The sequence below is a fragment of the Microbacterium sp. CH1 genome, assembly GCF_001595495.1.
Lineage (GTDB): Bacteria > Actinomycetota > Actinomycetes > Actinomycetales > Microbacteriaceae > Microbacterium.
Genome location: NZ_LOSO01000015.1, coordinates 224,609 through 241,716 on the forward strand (window position 1 = coordinate 224,609; position 17,108 = coordinate 241,716).

20 protein-coding genes are annotated in these 17,108 nt (G+C 67.2%); 14 read left to right on the top strand and 6 right to left on the bottom strand.

Annotation, left to right across the window (positions count from 1 at the left end; translation table 11 throughout):
• The first annotated feature begins 79 nt into the window (after positions 1–79).
• The 4 genes from cmtR to AUV07_RS09380 are packed head-to-tail and all read left to right on the top strand — an operon-like array spanning position 80 to position 3,484.
• On the top strand, positions 80–439 hold the full coding sequence (cmtR, locus tag AUV07_RS09365) for a Cd(II)/Pb(II)-sensing metalloregulatory transcriptional regulator CmtR (protein ID WP_062636047.1): 360 nt from the start codon (positions 80–82) through the stop codon (positions 437–439).
• Entirely contained in the window at positions 397–2,346 is a 1,950-nt protein-coding gene (locus AUV07_RS09370; RefSeq protein ID WP_062635605.1) for a heavy metal translocating P-type ATPase, read from the top strand. Before cmtR ends, AUV07_RS09370 begins: the two co-directional genes overlap by 43 nt.
• Positions 2,346–2,954, top strand: coding sequence for a cadmium resistance transporter (locus AUV07_RS09375; RefSeq protein WP_045264185.1), 609 nt, complete (start codon positions 2,346–2,348; stop codon positions 2,952–2,954). Before AUV07_RS09370 ends, AUV07_RS09375 begins: the two co-directional genes overlap by 1 nt.
• Complete coding sequence (locus AUV07_RS09380) at positions 2,951–3,484, top strand: signal peptidase II (RefSeq protein WP_227991975.1); 534 nt, start codon at positions 2,951–2,953, stop codon at positions 3,482–3,484. Before AUV07_RS09375 ends, AUV07_RS09380 begins: the two co-directional genes overlap by 4 nt.
• Positions 3,485–3,569: 85 nt before the next feature.
• Here AUV07_RS09380 and AUV07_RS09385 read toward each other — a convergent pair whose 3' ends face one another.
• Both AUV07_RS09385 and AUV07_RS09390 read right to left on the bottom strand, forming a co-directional pair.
• Entirely contained in the window at positions 3,570–4,223 is a 654-nt protein-coding gene (locus AUV07_RS09385) for a DsbA family protein (protein ID WP_046747252.1), read from the bottom strand.
• A 287-nt stretch (positions 4,224–4,510) separates the two neighbouring features.
• On the bottom strand, positions 4,511–4,822 hold the full coding sequence (locus AUV07_RS09390; RefSeq protein ID WP_045264357.1) for a hypothetical protein: 312 nt from the start codon (positions 4,820–4,822) through the stop codon (positions 4,511–4,513).
• 385 nt (positions 4,823–5,207) lie between these two features.
• Between AUV07_RS09390 and AUV07_RS09395 the strand changes: the two genes are divergently transcribed.
• The 4 genes from AUV07_RS09395 to AUV07_RS09410 all read left to right on the top strand — a co-directional run bounded on the left by AUV07_RS09395 (position 5,208) and on the right by AUV07_RS09410 (position 8,752).
• On the top strand, positions 5,208–5,924 hold the full coding sequence (locus AUV07_RS09395) for a VIT1/CCC1 transporter family protein (RefSeq protein WP_157523996.1): 717 nt from the start codon (positions 5,208–5,210) through the stop codon (positions 5,922–5,924).
• A gap of 73 nt (positions 5,925–5,997) precedes the next feature.
• Positions 5,998–7,419 carry a ferredoxin reductase family protein gene (locus tag AUV07_RS09400; RefSeq protein WP_062635607.1) on the top strand — a complete coding sequence of 474 codons (1,422 nt, stop codon included), beginning with the start codon at positions 5,998–6,000 and terminating at the stop codon, positions 7,417–7,419.
• A gap of 14 nt (positions 7,420–7,433) precedes the next feature.
• Positions 7,434–7,913 (top strand): FMN-binding protein, encoded by a 480-nt coding sequence (locus AUV07_RS09405; protein ID WP_062635609.1) that lies wholly within the window; start codon positions 7,434–7,436, stop codon positions 7,911–7,913.
• Positions 7,913–8,752, top strand: a complete 840-nt coding sequence (locus AUV07_RS09410; RefSeq protein WP_062635611.1) for an FAD:protein FMN transferase — start codon at positions 7,913–7,915, stop codon at positions 8,750–8,752. The genes AUV07_RS09405 and AUV07_RS09410 overlap by 1 nt, the downstream gene beginning before the upstream one ends.
• On the opposite strand, the gene AUV07_RS09415 is transcribed toward AUV07_RS09410, so the two are convergent.
• The 3 genes from AUV07_RS09415 to AUV07_RS09425 all read right to left on the bottom strand — a co-directional run bounded on the left by AUV07_RS09415 (position 8,743) and on the right by AUV07_RS09425 (position 11,479).
• Entirely contained in the window at positions 8,743–9,720 is a 978-nt protein-coding gene (locus AUV07_RS09415) for a sensor histidine kinase (RefSeq protein ID WP_062635612.1), read from the bottom strand. The two genes, AUV07_RS09410 and AUV07_RS09415, sit on opposite strands and share 10 nt — an antisense overlap.
• Positions 9,717–10,397 (bottom strand): response regulator transcription factor, encoded by a 681-nt coding sequence (locus AUV07_RS09420; protein ID WP_062636051.1) that lies wholly within the window; start codon positions 10,395–10,397, stop codon positions 9,717–9,719. Before AUV07_RS09420 ends, AUV07_RS09415 begins: the two co-directional genes overlap by 4 nt.
• A 392-nt stretch (positions 10,398–10,789) precedes the next feature.
• On the bottom strand, positions 10,790–11,479 hold the full coding sequence (locus tag AUV07_RS09425) for a hypothetical protein (protein WP_062635614.1): 690 nt from the start codon (positions 11,477–11,479) through the stop codon (positions 10,790–10,792).
• Positions 11,480–11,646: 167 nt separating this feature from the next.
• Between AUV07_RS09425 and AUV07_RS09430 the strand changes: the two genes are divergently transcribed.
• The 3 genes from AUV07_RS09430 (at position 11,647) to AUV07_RS09440 (ending at position 14,100) form a co-directional block, all read left to right on the top strand.
• The gene (locus tag AUV07_RS09430) at positions 11,647–12,693 is read left to right on the top strand and encodes an NAD(P)-dependent alcohol dehydrogenase (protein ID WP_062635616.1); all 1,047 of its coding nucleotides are present in this window, start codon (positions 11,647–11,649) and stop codon (positions 12,691–12,693) included.
• Between the two features lie 142 nt (positions 12,694–12,835).
• Positions 12,836–13,189 carry a PadR family transcriptional regulator gene (locus AUV07_RS09435; protein WP_062635618.1) on the top strand — a complete coding sequence of 118 codons (354 nt, stop codon included), beginning with the start codon at positions 12,836–12,838 and terminating at the stop codon, positions 13,187–13,189.
• Positions 13,186–14,100, top strand: coding sequence for a hypothetical protein (locus AUV07_RS09440; RefSeq protein WP_157523998.1), 915 nt, complete (start codon positions 13,186–13,188; stop codon positions 14,098–14,100). Before AUV07_RS09435 ends, AUV07_RS09440 begins: the two co-directional genes overlap by 4 nt.
• Before the next feature lie 74 nt (positions 14,101–14,174).
• On the opposite strand, the gene AUV07_RS09445 is transcribed toward AUV07_RS09440, so the two are convergent.
• On the bottom strand, positions 14,175–14,768 hold the full coding sequence (locus AUV07_RS09445; RefSeq protein WP_062635621.1) for a TetR/AcrR family transcriptional regulator: 594 nt from the start codon (positions 14,766–14,768) through the stop codon (positions 14,175–14,177).
• 98 nt (positions 14,769–14,866) lie between these two features.
• On the opposite strand from AUV07_RS09445, the gene AUV07_RS09450 reads away from it, so the two are divergent.
• The 3 genes from AUV07_RS09450 (at position 14,867) to AUV07_RS09460 (ending at position 17,087) form a co-directional block, all read left to right on the top strand.
• The gene (locus tag AUV07_RS09450) at positions 14,867–15,256 is read left to right on the top strand and encodes a DUF1304 domain-containing protein (RefSeq protein ID WP_062635623.1); all 390 of its coding nucleotides are present in this window, start codon (positions 14,867–14,869) and stop codon (positions 15,254–15,256) included.
• A gap of 40 nt (positions 15,257–15,296) precedes the next feature.
• Positions 15,297–16,319: an NADP-dependent oxidoreductase gene (locus AUV07_RS09455; RefSeq protein WP_062635625.1), complete on the top strand. Its 1,023-nt coding sequence runs from the start codon at positions 15,297–15,299 to the stop codon at positions 16,317–16,319.
• A gap of 120 nt (positions 16,320–16,439) precedes the next feature.
• Positions 16,440–17,087 (top strand): GntR family transcriptional regulator, encoded by a 648-nt coding sequence (locus tag AUV07_RS09460; protein ID WP_062635627.1) that lies wholly within the window; start codon positions 16,440–16,442, stop codon positions 17,085–17,087.
• Positions 17,088–17,108: the final 21 nt, after the last annotated feature.

A 17,108-nucleotide genomic window follows, 5' to 3' on the forward strand; every position in this document is an offset into this window, starting at 1 on the left:
CACCAACGACGCTGGAAGCCTTACTCGAGTCCTCTTTCGACGATCGCGATTGGTCACCGATGGCTGTATAGTTCAGTACGTGCTGACTATTGCTTCCCGTATCGATGTAATGAACCGGCTTGGCCGGGCGATGGCCGATCCGACGCGCTCCCGGATCCTGATGACCCTGCTCCAGGGGCCCAGCTATCCGGCCGTCCTCTCGCGCGATCTGGTACTCACTCGTTCGAACGTGTCGAACCACCTGACGTGCCTGCGCGATTGCGGAATCGTCGTCGCGGAACCAGAAGGCCGCCAGACTCGCTATGAGATCGCCGATTCGCACCTCGCTGCTGCCCTCATTGCGCTGGTGGATGTGACGCTGGCTGTGGATGAGCACGCGCCGTGCGTGGACTCAGCGTGTACGGTGGCCGGTTGCTGTGCGACGGGGGTGGACGCGTGAGCGCGGCGTGTGGCTGCGAGCACGAGCCTGCCAGCGCGGTGGACGAGGAAATCGAAGAGGCCGAGCGCCCCTGGTGGAAAGACCGCGGAGTTCTGGTGCCGGTTTTCTCCGGGGTCGCGTTCCTGGCCGGCCTGATCTTGGAGTGGTCTGGCCAGGAGATCCCCGCGCTGGTGCTGTTCTGGGTCGGTCTGCTGCTGGGTGCCTCGACGTTTACGCCGGGAGCGGTTCGAAAGCTGTTCAAGGGCAAGCTGGGCATCGGTCTGCTGATGACGATCAGCGCCATCGGTGCAGTCATCCTCGGCTACGTGGAGGAGGCCGCAGCTCTCGCGTTCCTGTACTCGATCGCTGAGGCGCTCGAGGACAAGGCGATGGACCGTGCCCGCGGCGGCCTGCGCGCACTGCTCAAGCTCGTACCGGAAACAGCCACGATCCTGCAGGGCGACACTACTGTGCAGGTGCAGGCGAGAGAGCTGACGGTCGGCCAGGTCATGGTGGTCCGGCCGGGCGAGCGGATCGCGACCGATGGGGTCGTGCGTTCTGGTCGCTCGAGCCTGGATACCTCGGCGATCACCGGCGAATCGATCCCGGTAGAGGTGGAGCCCGGCGATGCGGTGTCGGCGGGTGCGATCAACAGTGCCGGTGCGCTGGAGGTCGAGACGACGGCTGCTGGCACCGACAACTCGCTCACTACGATCGTGGAGCTGGTAGAGAAAGCGCAGACAGAGAAGGGCGAGCGTGCTCGTCTCGCGGACAGGATCGCCCGCCCGCTGGTGCCCGGTGTTCTGATCCTCGCGGCGCTCGTCGCGATCATCGGGTCGCTGCTGGGCGATCCAGAGGTGTGGATCACCCGCGCGCTTGTCGTGCTGGTCGCGGCTTCTCCGTGTGCACTCGCAATCTCGGTGCCACTCACGGTCGTCGCCGCGATCGGCGCCGCAAGCAAGTTCGGCGTGATCATCAAGTCCGGTGCCGTCTTCGAGCGCTTCGGCACCGTCCGGCACGTTGCCCTCGACAAGACCGGCACCCTCACCCGCAACGAGTCCATCGTTACCGCTGTCCTCACCGCAGATGGCGTGTCGGAGGCTCAGGCGCTGGCGTGGGCGGCAGCGCTGGAGCAGCACAGCACGCATCCTCTCGCTGCCGCGATCACGGCGGCCGCTCCGGGTGTCACAGCCGCTGCGGACGTGACCGAGCGGGCTGGTCACGGCATTGACGGCACGGTCGACGACTCGAGAATCACTGTGGGAAGCCCCCGCTGGCTGGACGCCGGCGCGCTCGGGGATCGGGTCGCGGAGCTCGAAGAGCAGGGCATGACCGTCGTGATCGTGCATCGTGACGGGACGCCGGTCGCCGCGATCGGCGTCCGTGACGAGCTGCGCCCAGAAGTCCCCGAGGTGGTCCGAACGCTCACCGGCCAGGGCGTCGGCGTGACGATGCTCACCGGCGACAACGCCCGGACTGCCCGTGCGCTTGGTGCGCAGGCCGGGATCAGTGACGTGCGAGCCGAGTTGCGTCCGGAGGACAAGGCGACCGCGATCGCGGAGTTGTCGAAGGTAGGGCCGGTCGCGATGATCGGTGACGGAATCAATGATGCCCCGGCTCTCGCCGGCGCAGACATCGGCATCGCGATGGGCGCGACCGGCTCCGACGCAGCGATCGAATCCGCCGACGTCGCGTTCACCGGTCACGATCTGCGTCTGATCCCGCGCGCGTTTGACCACGCCCGACGGGGACGACGGATCATCAACCAGAACATCATCCTGTCGCTGCTGATCATCACCGCACTGCTCCCGCTCGCGCTCTTCGGTGTCCTCGGGCTCGCGGCGGTCGTCCTGGTCCACGAGGTCGCCGAGGTCATCGTTATTCTCAACGGCCTGCGCGCCGCCCGCACTCCGCGAGTGAAGAGCTGATGCTCGCGACCATCGGATCAGCGATCGGCCTGTTCGCTGCGACCAACATCGATGACATTGTCGTGCTCACCGTGCTGTTCCTCGCTTCCAGCCGAGGAAAGCCGCGACCGTGGCAGATCGTCGCAGGCCAGTACTTCGGGTTCATCACCCTCGTCGTGATCAGCGTGATCGCCGCGCTCGGCCTCACGATCGTCCCGGACGAGTGGGTGGGCTTCCTCGGGCTGATCCCGCTCGGCATCGGCATCTGGACGCTCGTACGTGGCTTGCGTCGAAACGGTGATGACGATGATGATGACGCCAAGATCACCGCGGTCGGGTTGTGGGGCGTCGCCGGGATCACGATCGCCAACGGGGCCGACAACATCTCCCTTTACACGCCGATCTTCCGCACCAGCGCGCCCGGCGACGTCGTCGTCATGATCGTCGTGTTCCTCATCCTCGTCGCCGTCTGGTGCGCTGCCGGACGGCTGATCGGCACCAACAAGGCCGTCACCGAGGGGCTGGAACGAGTCGAGCACTGGCTCGTACCGGCCGTATTCATCGGTCTCGGGCTGTTCATACTGATCGAATCCGGCGTCATCGTTCGCCTGATTGAGGTCCTCGGATGATGTCGTCCGAGGCCGAAGCTCGCCCGTCTATTGCGCGAAAAGTGCCGTCGGCGCCGCGCTGGCAACTCACGGTTGGAGCGCTCCTGATCGCCGTGTTCGTCGTCCTGATCGATCAGGGAACGAAAGTGTGGGCGGTAGCGACTCTCACGGAGCGCGAGCGCATCCCGCTGGCGGGCGACCTGCTGGGCCTGCAGCTTGCGTACAACCCTGGTGCCGCCTTCTCCTTCGGCGAAGACTTCACCTGGGTGTTCGCGCTGCTCGCTGTCGCCGCCACCGTTACAGCGATCGTGTTCGCGTTTCGAGTTCAACGCCTGGGATGGGCGATCATCATCGGCGCGCTCGGAGGAGCCGCAGCATCACACGCAGGCGACCGTCTCTTCCGAGATCCCGGGTTCGCCCGCGGACACGTCGTGGACTTCCTCGCCTACGGGAACTGGTTCATCGGAAATGTCGCGGACATTGTGATCTTCGCTGCTGCGATCGCCGGAGCGTTCCTTATGATCCGCGGCGGCGATGAGACCCAAGAATGAGACGTCTAGGGCAGCCGCTAATGCGCGGATGCGGTAGGAGGGCTGATTGCGGCGGCAGGACGCGAGAGGGTTCGAACACTCGAGGTCAACGGTTGGTCGCCTCGTCGAGTGCGTTAGTCAGGTCGCTGAGCTGAGTGAGTTCAAGCTTCTCGCCATCCAGGAAAAATGATGGCGTGCCGCTGACCCCAAGATACTGTCCATCGTTGAAGTCAGCTTCGACTCTCTCCCTAGTCGCCGGGGCGGCTACAGCCGCGTCATAGGCACCCAAATCCAACCCGAGGTCCTCCGCGAAGGTACGGAACAGGTCCGCTCGCGAGGTCTGCTGTTCGCCCCACTGAGTCTGCGTTTCGAACAGGCGCTGATACATCTCCTCGAACTTCCCCTGCTCGGACGCGGCTTCCGCAGCCAGGGCGGCGTTCATCGAATTGAAGTGTCCGGGGAGGGGGTAGTAGCGAACGACGTAGTTGATTCCACCCTCGTACTGTTCGCGGATCTGCTCGACGACCGGATAGAACGCACCGCACGCTTCGCACTCGAAGTCGAGGAACTCAACCAGCGTCGGAGCGTCTGGCCCGGACGCGTCGAGCACATGCGAATCCGCACGGGTACCAGGCAGTGCACCTTCTGTGCGGGATTCCGGAGCTGCGGGGCGGGTCATCAGGACGACCACGAGCGCCATAATGGCGAGCACGGTGAGGGTGGAGCCGGTGACGAGGGCGACCTTGACGGGGGGTTTCAAGACGGATGCTCCAGATCGGTGGCGGGCGTCGCCAAGGTAGGGAGGTTTAGAAGAGGGCGAGTAGGGGCGTCTCGTTCATTGCATCGAGACGAAAGCAAAAGTCAGCACACGCTGACTGTACAGGGACTGCTGACTAACTCTCCTGGTGATCCGGTGGATGGTCGCGTCGCAGACGAAGCGCAACCCACCAGCCGCACCGGCGACAGATGAACACCCCGCGCTTCCCAAGGGCATGCAATTTCCTTCGGGGCAACGATCGCCCGCAACACGTACATGTCTCGTCTGACTCAGCGGCCACGAGTGATGATCGCCTCCCGGATCTGATCAACCGTCGGCGTACCTGCCACGCCCGCGGGTGTCGCGTAGACGCGACACGCTAAGGCGACGCTGTGATCCGCGCCGGGGAACAGATCCTTCCCGTTCAGTGTGATCGTGGGAGACCCGGCAAAGGGAACCGCAGCGGCATCCTCCTCCGTGCGGATGAGTCGATAGCGCAACGGCGTGGCCCCATGGCCTGTCTCCCGAAGCGCCTCGGCAACATTGTGGCCCGCGGCGATCCAGCTGGGACAGCCCGCGATATGCAATAACTCAATCTCCATGATCACAAGGATCCTCCCATCTGCTGCTGACCGCGCAGCATCGCCGGGGGCCTACGCTTCAATCTTTTGTAACGATCGGCTATGGCAAGGCAGCGGTCGTCGTCAACCAGGTGCGCGACCAGCCGAAAACGATCGTTTCCGGCGCGGTATCACTTGGTTGCCGGGGCGGTCGCCGCTAGCGGGAGCCGGAACCCCGTTCTGGCATGGGCCTTCGGTTGGTGCCGCGACCGGACTTGCTAGCGGTCGAGCTGCGGAGCGCGCGTTTGTGGCGGGTGTACTCTTGTCCGATGACTCGACCTCTCACGAAGTGGCATTCCGCGCACGCAGAGCTCGACCTACGTCGGGATGTGCCTTCCATAGCCGCGCCGGGAGAAAGAACGGGGCGATGATGTTGGCGACGCATCCGGGTGAACCCCACCGCGGCGATCTCGCTGGGCGGCTCAACTGGCTCAGAGCCGGAGTGCTCGGCGCGAACGACGGCATCGTGTCGGTCGCGTCGCTCGTCGTCGGTGTCGCGGGGGCGACGACCGATTCCGCGACGCTGCTCGCCGCGGGTGTCGCCGGTCTCGTCGGCGGTGCGATCTCGATGGCGCTCGGGGAGTACGTGTCGGTGAGCAGCCAGCGAGACAGCCAACGGGCTCTGATCGAGAAGGAACGAGGCGAGCTGGCCGATGATCCGGCTACCGAGCTCGAGGAGCTGGCGAGCATCTATCAGGCGAAAGGACTTAGCCCGGCGACCGCACGCCTCGTTGCGGAGGAGCTCACCGCGCACGACCCGCTGACCGCGCACCTCGAAGCGGAACTAGGCATCACGGAGAACCAGGTGGTCAGTCCGTGGGCGGCGGCGGGGGCCTCCGCACTTGCCTTCGCACTCGGAGCGCTGCTTCCGCTCTTGGCGATACTGCTCCCGCCTCCCGAGATCCGGGTGCCGGTCGCTTTCGCGGTGGTGCTGCTGGCGCTCGCGCTGACCGGATTCGTCAGCGCGAGGATCGGCGGGAACCCCGCGCTGAGGCCCACGATCAGGGTGGTGCTCGGTGGGGCGATCGCGCTGGTGGTCACGTTCGCGATCGGCACGCTGCTCGGGACGAGTGGCGTTGCCTGAGAGACAGCTATGAGTTGCCTATCGGGAGCCGTTCCTTAGACCTGTCTCAGAGTCGGCGCAGCACGATTCCCCTATGACCACTCTGACGACGAGACCGCGTGCTTCCGTCCCCGCCGCTTCCCCTGAGCCACGGCGGGCAGCCCATGGCCGCGCGCAGCTCTGGCGTGCAGCGGCGATCACGGTGATCTGGGCGACCAGCCTGTTCGTCGTGGCTCTGTGGGTCGCCAGTGGTGGAGTGACCGCAGTCCTGGGGGTCAACGCCGAGACCATCACGTCGCTCGGACGCCTCACCGGGCTGGTCGCGGCGAACCTGTTGCTCTATCAAGTGCTGCTGATGGCACGCGTCCCGCTGTTCGAGCGCGGATTCGGTCGCGACGGGATCACGCGGCTGCATCGCTTCGTCGGATTCTGGTCGTTCTGGTTGATGGGCGCGCACATCGCGCTGCTCGCGGTGGGCTACGCGATGGCGGCCGGCATCAACCCGCTCGTCCAGCTGTGGAGCTTCATCTGGGACTACCCGGGCATGCTCCTAGCCACGGCCGGCACGCTGCTGATCCTGCTCGTGGTCGTCACCTCCATCCGGCGTGCTCGTCGTCGCCTGCGGTACGAGTCCTGGCATCTCCTGCACCTCTACGCCTACCTGGGCGTCGGGCTCGCGCTGCCGCACCAGCTGTGGACGGGCGCCGACTTCCTGTCCTCGCCGATCGCGACCGTCTACTGGTGGGCGATCTGGGCCCTCGCCGCGGGATCGGTGCTGCTGTTCCGCATCGGGATGCCGCTGCTGCGGTCCACACGTCGTGCGCTGCGTGTGGCAGGGGTCGAGGCGGACGGTGCTCGGGGCGTCACCGTCCGGGTCACCGGTCGCGACCTTCCAACGCTCGGTGCCAGGGCCGGTCAGTTCTTCGTCTGGCGGTTCCTCGACGGGCCCGGCTGGACCCGCGGACACCCGTTCTCGCTCTCCGCTGCGCCGGGAAGCGAGCTGACGTTGACCGCCCGTGTGGTGGGGGACGGCACACGCCGGCTTACCGCGCTGCGCTCCGGCACCCGGGTCATCGTGGAAGGACCATACGGGGAGATGACCGGCGAGCGGCGGACCGGGACGAAGCTGCTCATGATCGGCGCCGGCGCCGGGGTCGCACCGCTCGTCTCGCTGCTCGAGACGGAAGGCTACGGACCAGGAGACGCGATGCTCATCACCCGGGAGTCCGCCGCAGAGGACGCACTTCGACAGGAGGCCATCGCTCACCTCATCAGCACCCGGGGCCTGAGGTACCTGCCGTTCGTCGGCCCGCGTTCGTCGGGCGCGTCGAGCTGGATCCCTGCCACTCACGAGGCGTGGTCGGGCGCAGATCTCCTCCACCATCTCGTGCCGGAGCCGAAGGACCACGACGTCTTCATCTGTGGCGCTGAGGCCTGGATGAAAGACCTCCGGCGCGACCTGGTTGACGCCGGGTTCCCCGCCCATCGCATCCATTCCGAATCGTTCACGATCTGAGCAGGGAGACGGCCATGAAGAAGATCCTCTACACACTGCTCGCGACCGTCAGCGGCCTCGTGCTGCTGTTCAGCTACCGAACGTCTCTGGAGGCGGTCACCCCGACCGACGCCAGCGCGGCGACCGCGACAAGCGGCAGTGCGGCGACGACCACCGACACCGGCGCGAACGGCTCGGGAACCAGCTCGAGCACGACGGCCTCTGGCTCCGGTCTCGCCGACGGAACCTACACCGGCGCATCGTCGCAGACCCGTTACGGGCCGGTGCAGGTGCAGATCACCGTCTCCGGCGGACAGATCACAGATGCGCAGGCGGTCGACTACCCGAACAGCAACGGTCGAGACCGGCAGATCAACGGGACCGCGGTCCCGAGGCTCGTCTCGGAGACGATCCAGGCGCAGAGCTCCAAAATCCAGATGGTGTCCGGCGCCACCTACACGAGCGATGGCTACCTCTCGTCGCTGCAGAGCGCGATCGACCAGGCGCACGGCTGATGCATACCGCGAATGAGAAGACGCGGGTCTGGGTCGAGGAGATCATGGGCATCCCGATGAGCATCCATCTGATCGGCCCGGAGGAGACGACTAATGCTGGCGCCGACCGGGCGGTGCGAGCATGCTTCGACGAACTGCGCGAGATCGATCGGGTGTTCTCGACGTATCGCGCCGATTCCGATATCAGTCGCATCCGTCGCGGTGAGCTTGCTATCGCGGATGCCGACGGCAGGGTGGCGCTGGTCGCGGATGCCTGCGATCTCGCCGAACAGGAGACCGGCGGCTTGTTCTCGGCCCGGTGGCGGGGATGGTTCGACCCGACGGGGTATGTGAAGGGCTGGGCGGTGGAAGCTGCGGCACGTCGGCACCTCGAGCCGCTGCTGGGTGTGGCGACCGCGGTCGGGATCAACGCCGGAGGAGACCTGCAGCTGTTCACTGCCGAGGGAGCCGACTGGCGATGGCCGGTGGGAATCGCCGACCCGCACCACCGCGGCGAGATGATCGCGGTGGTCGACGTGTCGAACGGTGCGGTGGCGACCTCGGGCACGGCGGAGCGGGGGCTTCACATCCTCGATCCCCGCACCGGCCGGCCCGCGACAGGCACCGCCTCGGCCACAATCGTGGCCGATGGTCTCACCCATGCGGACGTCTGGGCGACCGCTGCCGTGGTGGCCGGTCCAGCGGACCGTTCATGGATCGCGGCTGCGGGGTCGCGCACCGGCATCATCGTCGACGACGATCGTCGCGTGACCCGCTGGCTCGGCTCGACGATGGTGGACGTGCAGACGACGACGGCCGGTTCGCCGCCGATCGGAGGATACGCACCCGTTCACGCATGAGCCGGCAATGTGAGCAGGAAAGTCGTGCCGGATGCCGTCGACCGTTCGACCTCGATGGAACCCCCGGCGCGACGGGCGACATCCCGCACGAGTGAGAGCCCGAGACCGAAGCTACGGGGGCGTCCACTCTCGCGCGGACGCGCGAACCGCTCGAAGACCTGGTCCGGGGAGATGCCCTCGATCCCGGAGCCCTCGTCGATCACGCGCACCGTCACGTTCTGTCGGTCTCTCCCGATGTGGATCGAGACGGTGCCGCGGGCGGGGGAGTGCTGCACTGCGTTGTCGAGCAGCGCGACCAGGATGCGGACGAGCGTGACTTCCGGCAACTGGGCTTCCGCGTCCTGTTCCACCGTGATCGCGAGGGAGACCTCGGACTCCTTCGCGCTCGTCGTCATCGTCGCGACGGCTGCGGCTGCCGCTGTCGCGACGTCCGCGTTCCCGTCGGCAAGCGATTCCCCCTCCGCAGCAATGAGCAGATCATTGAGTACGTCTGCCATCATGTCCGCATCGTGCCGCAGGTCGGTGAGACCCGCTCCGAGCTCCTCGCCCCGGTCATGACGGCGTTGCAGAACCTGGATACGGCTTGTCAGTGTCGTCAGTGGGGTGCGGAGCTCGTGACTCGCGTCGGCCACGAAGTTCCGCTGCCGACGCAGCGCCTCCCCGAGCGGGCGGACCGACCGTCGCGCGGCGACCGCGGCGACCACCCCGAGCAGCACCACGCCGATCAACCCGAGGATGATCACGGTCGGCACGACCACGTCGATGTCGACGATGAAGTCGTCTCTGACACCGTCACCACCGCCGAACCAGCCGCCGCCGTGCTCCTCGCCTTCGCGGCGCGACGTAGAGAGCACCACCGCGATCAGCACCCCGATGCCGATCGCGACGATCACACCAGACGAGATCCCGACCCAGAGCCCGATGGACAGCGCTGCGCGTCGCACGCGCCTGGTATCAGCGTCGCTCATGACGGTGTTCCCGCGCGGTAGCCGCGCGCGCGGACGGTCTCGATCATGTCGGGAGTCGTCTTGCGCCGCACATAGTGCACATACGTATCCACGGAACTCGTCGTGTCTCCTTCATGGAACACGGCGCGGAGGATCTCGTCCCGACTGAACACGTGCTCGGGGCTGGTGCTCAACAGCTCCAGGAGCGCGCTCTCCGTCGCCGTCAGCGCCACTCGGATTCCCGATGGATCGTACGCGGCCTGGGCGTCCGGCGTGAACACCCACTCCCCGAGTCGCCGACGCTTCCCATCAGCCCGGAACGCGCGCCGCAGCGCACGGAGACGCGCCAGTAGCTCGTCGTAATCGAAGGGCTTCACCAGGTAGTCGTTCGCTCCGCCGTCGAGACCGGTGACACGATCGTCCACGGTGCCGAGCGCGGTCAGCATCAGGATGGGGGTCGTGATGTGGGCCGTGCGCACGGCACGGATGAAATCCACACCGTCCATGCCGGGGAGTCGTCGATCGACCACCATGACGTCATACCGCCGGCTCAGCGCGAACCGGAGCGCGGTCTCGCCGTCTGAGGCATGCTCGACGTCGTACACGTCTTCCAGCACTTCGACGGTCAGCGCAGCGATGTCGGCGTCATCCTCCACGTAGAGCAGCGAACTGCGCGGCCTCTGTGCCGAGTCACCCATGGTCGCCGTCCTGTCGTCTGCGATCGAGATCATCAGCGTACGCCCGACCCAAACCCGGTCGGGTATCGCAGACTGATCTCCGCATGCCGTCGCCGTCCGGCCAGAAACGATCGTTTACGGCAGACGCACGGAGGTCGCCGGCCGATCGCACGACACGCCGATCGCGCACCCGCCGAAACCCCCTGCCGAAACCAGATGCGCCGAAACTGGCCGTTCGACGTTTTAGGCAGCGTGAGAGTGGAAGGTGATTTACGACATCTTTCGTGAGACAGCCGGCAGCCTCGACCGTGCATCACTCACCCGTCTTCCCGGGAATGTTCTGTCTCACCGACCGACAGCTTTCGTGAGATCGGACAGCCGCAGTGCGGCCGGTGGGCGCGCGACCGACGGGTTCAGACGAGGAAGGCTGCGGTCACCAGCAGATACGTCGGCGCCGTCCGTCTGTTCCCCCACGCGTAGATGCAGCCGTACAGGACGGCGGCCGCCATCGCGTAGACGCCCGTCGCGGGGCCTTGGAGGAAGATGTGCACGGCGCCCCAGGTGAGCGCCAGGACGAGCCCGCCCCAGGGGAGAGCCGGGCGTCCGAAGGCGATCTCTCCCGCACGCTGTCCTAGCGCGATGACGAGGAGAATCACGCAGGCTTCACAGAGGTAGTAGACGAGCAGCAGGGCGAAGGCGAGCGGCGTAGCCTCGCCCTGGGCTGCGGACAGTCGCTCGTATTCCCCGACGAGTTTCCACTCCTGCAGGACGACGACGCGGACGCCGATGGCCACGGCGCCCGCGACGAGCACACCGAGAGCACGGAGCGCCGTGTGTCCGCGAAGTGGGGCGAGCTCGGCGGCGGACGCGCCGGCTGCACGGCGCGCCGCGCGGAAGACGAGGAGCGCCCCGATCAACCACCCAGCCGCGGTGACCGCCCAATGCAGGAGGGCACCGGCCGCAGCGCCCACCGAAGCCCACAGCGGATCGAGCAGCATCGTCACGACGAGCTCCCAGCCGAAGACGGCGAAGGCGTACAGGGCCAGGACGAGCGAGTGACCCGCAGTCGACGTCAGGCGCGGGTCGTCTCGGCGTTCCGTCACCGGACGAGCATATCGACGAGCGCCAGCGCCCGTCGCCCGCGGGGACGTGAGAAAGACGCTCACGCGAACCGGGCCGCGCAGGCCGGGCGGATACTGGAACGGACGGTTTCGAGCCCCCGCCTCCGCACCGCGCGGCAGACCTCTCGAACGCCAGGAAGAAGGTGCTCATGAAAGCTCTCCGCTACGTCGAGATCGGCAAGCCCCCGGTGGTGGTCGACATCCCGATTCCGAAGCCCGGCCCCGGACAGGTCCTGCTCAAGATCACCGCGGGTGGCGTCTGCCACTCCGACGACTACGTCATGGGGCTCCCCGAGAAGGACTACCACGAGCAGGGCTACCCGCTGCCGTTGACGCTCGGGCATGAAGGCGCCGGCGTCGTGCACGAGATCGGCGAGGGCGTGGACTCGTCGCTCAAGGTCGGGGACGCCGTGGCCGTCTACGGGCCCTGGGGCTGTGGCCGCTGCCACAACTGGTCGATGGGCAAGGAGAACTACTGTACGAACGCCGCCGCCGAGGGCATCCGTCCTCCGGGCCTGGGCAGCCAGGGGTCGATGGCCGAGTGCATGATCGTCGACGACGCGCGCCACCTCGTGCCGCTCGGGGACCTCGACCCCGTGCAGAACGTCTCGCTGACCGACGCGGGCCTCACTCCGTACCACGCGATCAAGAACTCGCTTCCGAAGCTCGGCGCCGGCACGGTCGCGGTCGTGATCGGCACCGGCGGGCTCGGCCACGTCGGCATCCAGATCCTCAAGGCCATCTCGGGTGCCACGGTCATCGCGCTGGACGTGAACGACGAGAAGCTGAAGCTCGCCACCGAGGTCGGCGCGGATCACGTGCTGATCAGCGATGCATCGGCCGCCGAGAAGATCCGCGAAATCACCGGCGGTCTCGGCGCGAACGCGGTGTTCGACTTCGTGGGCGCGAACCCGACGATCGCCCTGGCCCAGAACGTGGCCGCGCTCGAAGCCGATATCACGATCGTGGGCATCGGCGGGGGCAGCATGACGCTCGGCTTCGGCTCGATCGCCTACGACGCGGCCGTGCGCATCCCCTACTGGGGTTCCCGCGCCGAGCTGATCGAGGTGCTGGACCTCGCCCGCGCCGGCAAGATCCACGTCCAGACCGAGAGCTACACGCTCGACGACGGCCCGAAGGCGTACGAAGACCTCGCGTCGAACAGCATCCGCGGACGCGCCGTCATCGTCCCCTGACGTCGGCCTCGAACGCCCGGGAGGGATCGCCCTCCCGGGCGTTCGTCGCGTCCGTACGCCTCAGCAGACCATTCCCCGCACCTCTTTCGATGCTCGGCGCGTCGCGTGGTCAATACTCAATTGACTTGAATATCATGTCGACATGACTGCGAGAGAGATGCGTGAGCCGACGTTCCTGATTTTGACGGCACTCGCCGGAGGGCGGAAGCACGGTTACGCGCTCATCGCCGAAGCGGGCGAGCTCTCGGCGCACCGCGTTCAGCTCAAGGTGGGCACTCTCTACGCAGCGTTGGATCGTCTGGGAGCTGAAGGGCTGGTGAGGGCGGCGGGGGACGAGGTGATCGATGGTCGTGTCCGTCGCTACTACGAGCTGACGGACGAGGGGGCGGCGGCGTTGGCTGCCGCTGCCGAGCGATCCGCCCGGATTGCGGCCGAGGCTCAAACGAGATTGAAACGAACCCGTCCGGCGTTCGGCATGACCGTGGGCGTCGCATGACCGCGCTCGATCCCCAGCGATTCCGCCGCGCTTTCCTGCTTCATCCGCGAGCTTGGCGCGAACAGAATGAAGCGGCGGCGGTAGGCGTGCTCATGGATGCCGCGGAGTCCTCGGGTGAGGCGCGACTGCCGTTCGCAGAGCGACTGAGCATTTACTTCCATGCGGTGTCTGCGTGGCTTGAGTATGCCCTTGGCCCCGCCCGCAACGCGACCGCCTCGCTCGGACTGGGCACCGGCATCGCCGTAGCTGCTGTCTACCTGGTGGCCTTCGTGGTGGCCCCCGTGGCGGCGCAGGAGTTCGTCCCCGCGAGCATGGCGCTCGTCGGCGTAGCACTCGTCGTCCCGTGGGTCGCTGCGGGGCTCCTGGCGATGTCCGGATATGGGCGCGCAAGTCGGTGGGCTGTTGTGTCCGCAGTGCTCGCATGTCTCGCGGTCGGCATGGCGCGTCTCTGGCTGCCGGGTTTGCCTCTTCCATCAACGATGACCCTGTTGTTCTTCGCCCTGTCGGCTGTCGTCGCTCTGCTGGGCCGTTCCCGAGCGTCGGTGACCTGGGGGGCACTGATTGGGGTCGGGCTCTTCGTCGCGGCGATCGCGCTGGCGTCCGGGTTGTTCGGGAGTTTCACCGATTGGCGCCTGTGGGTGCAGTCGTCCTACTTCTTGATCTTCGTCCTGAGCGTCTGGTTCGTCGGTCTTCTCACGGCTGCCGCTTGCGGGCGCGAATCTGCTGCGCTGGCGGGCATGGTTTACGCCGCTCCCTGGGCGATCCTGATGGTCGCTGGGGCAGGGAGGGGTGGCGCCCCCGCGTGGGCCTTGTTCCTGATCGTTCTCATCTGGCTGTGTGCATCCGTCGCAGTAGCCGCTACCGTGCGTGTTCGGGGTTCGCGTCGGCGACGTCGCACGTACGTCCGTTGATCTGAGCTGCGGCACGTCGGGAGTCAGAGAGCAGCCGCCCTGCGAGGCCAGTCCGGAGTAGCGGCGAATCGCCCTCAGCCGCGGCGTCGCCGGTCGGCGAGGAGGGTGAGCGCCGCATCGATCGCGCTCGCCGCCGCGTCGGGGGCCACGCGCACGAGGGCGAAGGCGGAGACCACGAGCCCCGTACAGGCGTCCGCCAGGGTGTCGACCTCCGTTCCCGCAAGCTCGGGGAGGGCGGCCCGGACGCCGCGGGCGAACGCCTCTCGGAGCTCCGCGCGATAGGACGCCACGACCCGGGCGACCGCGTTGTCGGCGCCGATGGGGGCGGCGGCGGTGTTCACCAGCAGGCAGCCGCTCGTCGCCGGGAGGCTGCCGGTCGTCAGCAGGGCCGCACGCAGTCCGCCGAGATAGGTCTCCAGGGCCTCCGGCGCCACGGTCTCGCCCGTCAACGGGGCGAGGCGCGGGCGGATGACCTCGTCCAGGTAGCTCTCGACGGCGGCGTCGAAGAGTCCGCGTTTGGAACCGAAGGCGTGATAGATGCTCGAGCGGCTGAGGCCGGTCGCGCGCTCGAGCTCCGGCAGCGGCGCGCTCTCGAAGCCGCGCTCCCAGAAGACGCCGCGTGCCGCGCGGACCGCCTCTGCGGTGTCGAAGGTCTGTGTGCGCCCCATCCGCCCTGCTCCTGCTCTTTTGTGAATCGCACGATCCAGTATATATTGGAACGACCGATACAGAATGCGCGGCCCCGCCGCGTCGAAGGGGGACTGCCATGGTCATCGCCGGACTCGTGCTCGCAGGCATCGCGGCGCTCGTGCACGTCTATATCTTCTGGCTCGAGTCATTCGCCTGGACCAGTGCGCGCGCTCGCCGCACGTTCGGCACCGGCACGGCGGAGGAGGCCGCACGACAGAAGGAGCTCGCCTTCAACCAGGGCTTCTACAACCTGTTCCTCGCGATCGCCGTCCTCCTCGGCATCGTCTTCTTCGCCACGGGAGCGACGGCCGTCGGCGCGACCCTCGTCTTCACCGGCACCGGATCGATGGTCGCCGCGAGCCTCGTGCTGCTGCTGTCGAGCCCCGACAAGGCGTCCGCCGCCCTGAAGCAGGGTGTCATCCCGGCGCTCGGCGTCATCGCGCTGGCCATCGGCCTCCTCGTCTGAGTCCGGCCGCAGCACCCCCAGATCCTCACGAAGGAGAGAAATGTCCCACGCCATCAGCACCCAGATCCAGCTCGCCCGCCGCCCCGAGGGGTGGCCGACCCACGACGACTTCCGCACCGTCGAGGTCGAGCTGAGCGATCCGGCGCCGGGGGAGGTGCGCGTGGCGAACGAGTTCGTCTCGGTCGACCCCTATATGCGCGGGCGGATGAACGACGTCCGCAGCTATGTCGCCCCCTACGCCCTCGACGAGGTCATCGCGGGTGGCGCCATCGGCCGGGTCGTCGCCTCTGCGGCGGACGACCTCCCCGTCGGCACCGTCGTGCTGCACCAGCACGGCTGGAGCGATGTCGTGCAGGCGGACGCGTCGACCTTCCGGGCCGTGCCCGAGGTGCCCGGCATGCCGCTGTCGCTGCGTCTGCACATCCTCGGCATGACCGGCCTCACCGCGTACGTCGGCCTCACCGCGATCGCCGGACTCGCCCCGGGCGACACCGTCTTCGTCTCCGGCGCCGCCGGTGCCGTCGGCACGGCTGTCGGTCAGATCGCCAAGCTCCTCGGCGCGGGCCGCGTCATCGGCTCGGCGGGCTCGCCCGAGAAGGTCGCCCTGCTGACCGAGAAGTACGGCTACGACGCGGCGTTCAACTACAAGGACGGCCCGGTGCGCGAGCAGCTCGCCGCCCTCGCGCCCGAGGGCGTGGACGTGTTCTTCGACAACGTCGGCGGCGACCACCTCGAAGCCGCGCTCGACGTGATGAACGACGGTGGCCGGATCGCGCTGTGCGGCGCGATCACGAGCTACAACACCACCGAGCGCGTGCCCGGGCCGGACAACATGGCGAACATCATCACGCGCGGGCTCCGTCTCCAGGGCTTCACCCTGGCGAACTACCTGCACCTGTCGCCGGAGTTCAGCGAGAAGATGACCCGCTGGTTCGCGGAAGGACGGATCGCCTACGACGAGACCATCGTCGACGGCATCGAGAACACGGTCGATGCGTTCCTCGACATGATGCGCGGAGCCAACACGGGGAAGATGCTCGTGCGCGTCACGCCCTCCGCCTGACGTCCGGGGCGGGCCGCCAGCGCATTTGAGATATATTGCTTGAGACGTAGAACTTCACTCTCCATGACCCCCACTGGAGGCAGTGTGACACTCTCTGGCGGCCCCCTCGAACGCCGGTCGATGAGCGACGAGGCTTTCGTGCGCCTGCAGGATGCCATCATCAGCGGCGAGCTCCAGCCCGGCGAGCGCCTGCGCGACTACGAGCTCGCCGAACGCCTCGGCACCTCGAAGACGCCGATCCGTCATGCCCTCGACCGCCTGGCCGACAACGGCCTCGTCGAGATGCAGCGCAATCGCTACACCCGCGTGGCCCCGATCGATCTGGAACGGGTGCGCAACGCCGTCGATCTGTTCGGCGACATCTGGATCGGCTCGGTCCGCCACGTCATGCCGGTGATCCAGGACGACGATGTGGCCTATCTCGTTGAGCTGGCCGACGACATGGCGGCGTCGGTGCAGGAGCGGGACATCATCGCGTTCGGTGCGGCGCTCCGCAGCGCGGCGACGGGTTTCGCCCGGATCGAGGGCAACGCCACGCGCGCCAACTCCATCGAGCGCCTCGGCCCGCAGATCCGTCGGTTCACCCAGCACGCGAAGGACGCCGTGGACTGGTCCGCCGTCGAGGAGTTCGTCGGTGCGATCCGCGAGGCGACGTCGGAGCGCGACGCGGTCAAGACCCGTGCCGTGCTGGTGACCTTCTTCGACGAGACGCTCCCGGCGATCATCGATCGGGCCGAGCAGTCGGGACTGGCCGAGATCTCGGAGTGATCCTGCGCTGACGAACGAGGG

Excerpts from the sequence above, each read along its gene's own strand:
- AUV07_RS09375 (WP_045264185.1), top strand. The coding sequence starts at position 2,346 with ATGCTCGCGACCATCGGATCAGCGATCGGCCTGTTCGCTGCGACCAAC.
- AUV07_RS09380 (WP_227991975.1), top strand. The coding sequence starts at position 2,951 with ATGATGTCGTCCGAGGCCGAAGCTCGCCCGTCTATTGCGCGAAAAGTG.
- AUV07_RS09390 (WP_045264357.1), bottom strand. The coding sequence starts at position 4,822 with ATGGAGATTGAGTTATTGCATATCGCGGGCTGTCCCAGCTGGATCGCC.
- AUV07_RS09395 (WP_157523996.1), top strand. The coding sequence starts at position 5,208 with ATGATGTTGGCGACGCATCCGGGTGAACCCCACCGCGGCGATCTCGCT.
- AUV07_RS09400 (WP_062635607.1), top strand. The coding sequence starts at position 5,998 with ATGACCACTCTGACGACGAGACCGCGTGCTTCCGTCCCCGCCGCTTCC.
- AUV07_RS09405 (WP_062635609.1), top strand. The coding sequence starts at position 7,434 with ATGAAGAAGATCCTCTACACACTGCTCGCGACCGTCAGCGGCCTCGTG.
- AUV07_RS09410 (WP_062635611.1), top strand. The coding sequence starts at position 7,913 with ATGCATACCGCGAATGAGAAGACGCGGGTCTGGGTCGAGGAGATCATG.
- AUV07_RS09415 (WP_062635612.1), bottom strand. The coding sequence starts at position 9,720 with ATGAGCGACGCTGATACCAGGCGCGTGCGACGCGCAGCGCTGTCCATC.
- AUV07_RS09420 (WP_062636051.1), bottom strand. The coding sequence starts at position 10,397 with ATGGGTGACTCGGCACAGAGGCCGCGCAGTTCGCTGCTCTACGTGGAG.
- AUV07_RS09430 (WP_062635616.1), top strand. The coding sequence starts at position 11,647 with ATGAAAGCTCTCCGCTACGTCGAGATCGGCAAGCCCCCGGTGGTGGTC.
- AUV07_RS09435 (WP_062635618.1), top strand. The coding sequence starts at position 12,836 with ATGACTGCGAGAGAGATGCGTGAGCCGACGTTCCTGATTTTGACGGCA.
- AUV07_RS09440 (WP_157523998.1), top strand. The coding sequence starts at position 13,186 with ATGACCGCGCTCGATCCCCAGCGATTCCGCCGCGCTTTCCTGCTTCAT.
- AUV07_RS09445 (WP_062635621.1), bottom strand. The coding sequence starts at position 14,768 with ATGGGGCGCACACAGACCTTCGACACCGCAGAGGCGGTCCGCGCGGCA.
- AUV07_RS09450 (WP_062635623.1), top strand. The coding sequence starts at position 14,867 with ATGGTCATCGCCGGACTCGTGCTCGCAGGCATCGCGGCGCTCGTGCAC.
- AUV07_RS09455 (WP_062635625.1), top strand. The coding sequence starts at position 15,297 with ATGTCCCACGCCATCAGCACCCAGATCCAGCTCGCCCGCCGCCCCGAG.
- AUV07_RS09460 (WP_062635627.1), top strand. The coding sequence starts at position 16,440 with ATGAGCGACGAGGCTTTCGTGCGCCTGCAGGATGCCATCATCAGCGGC.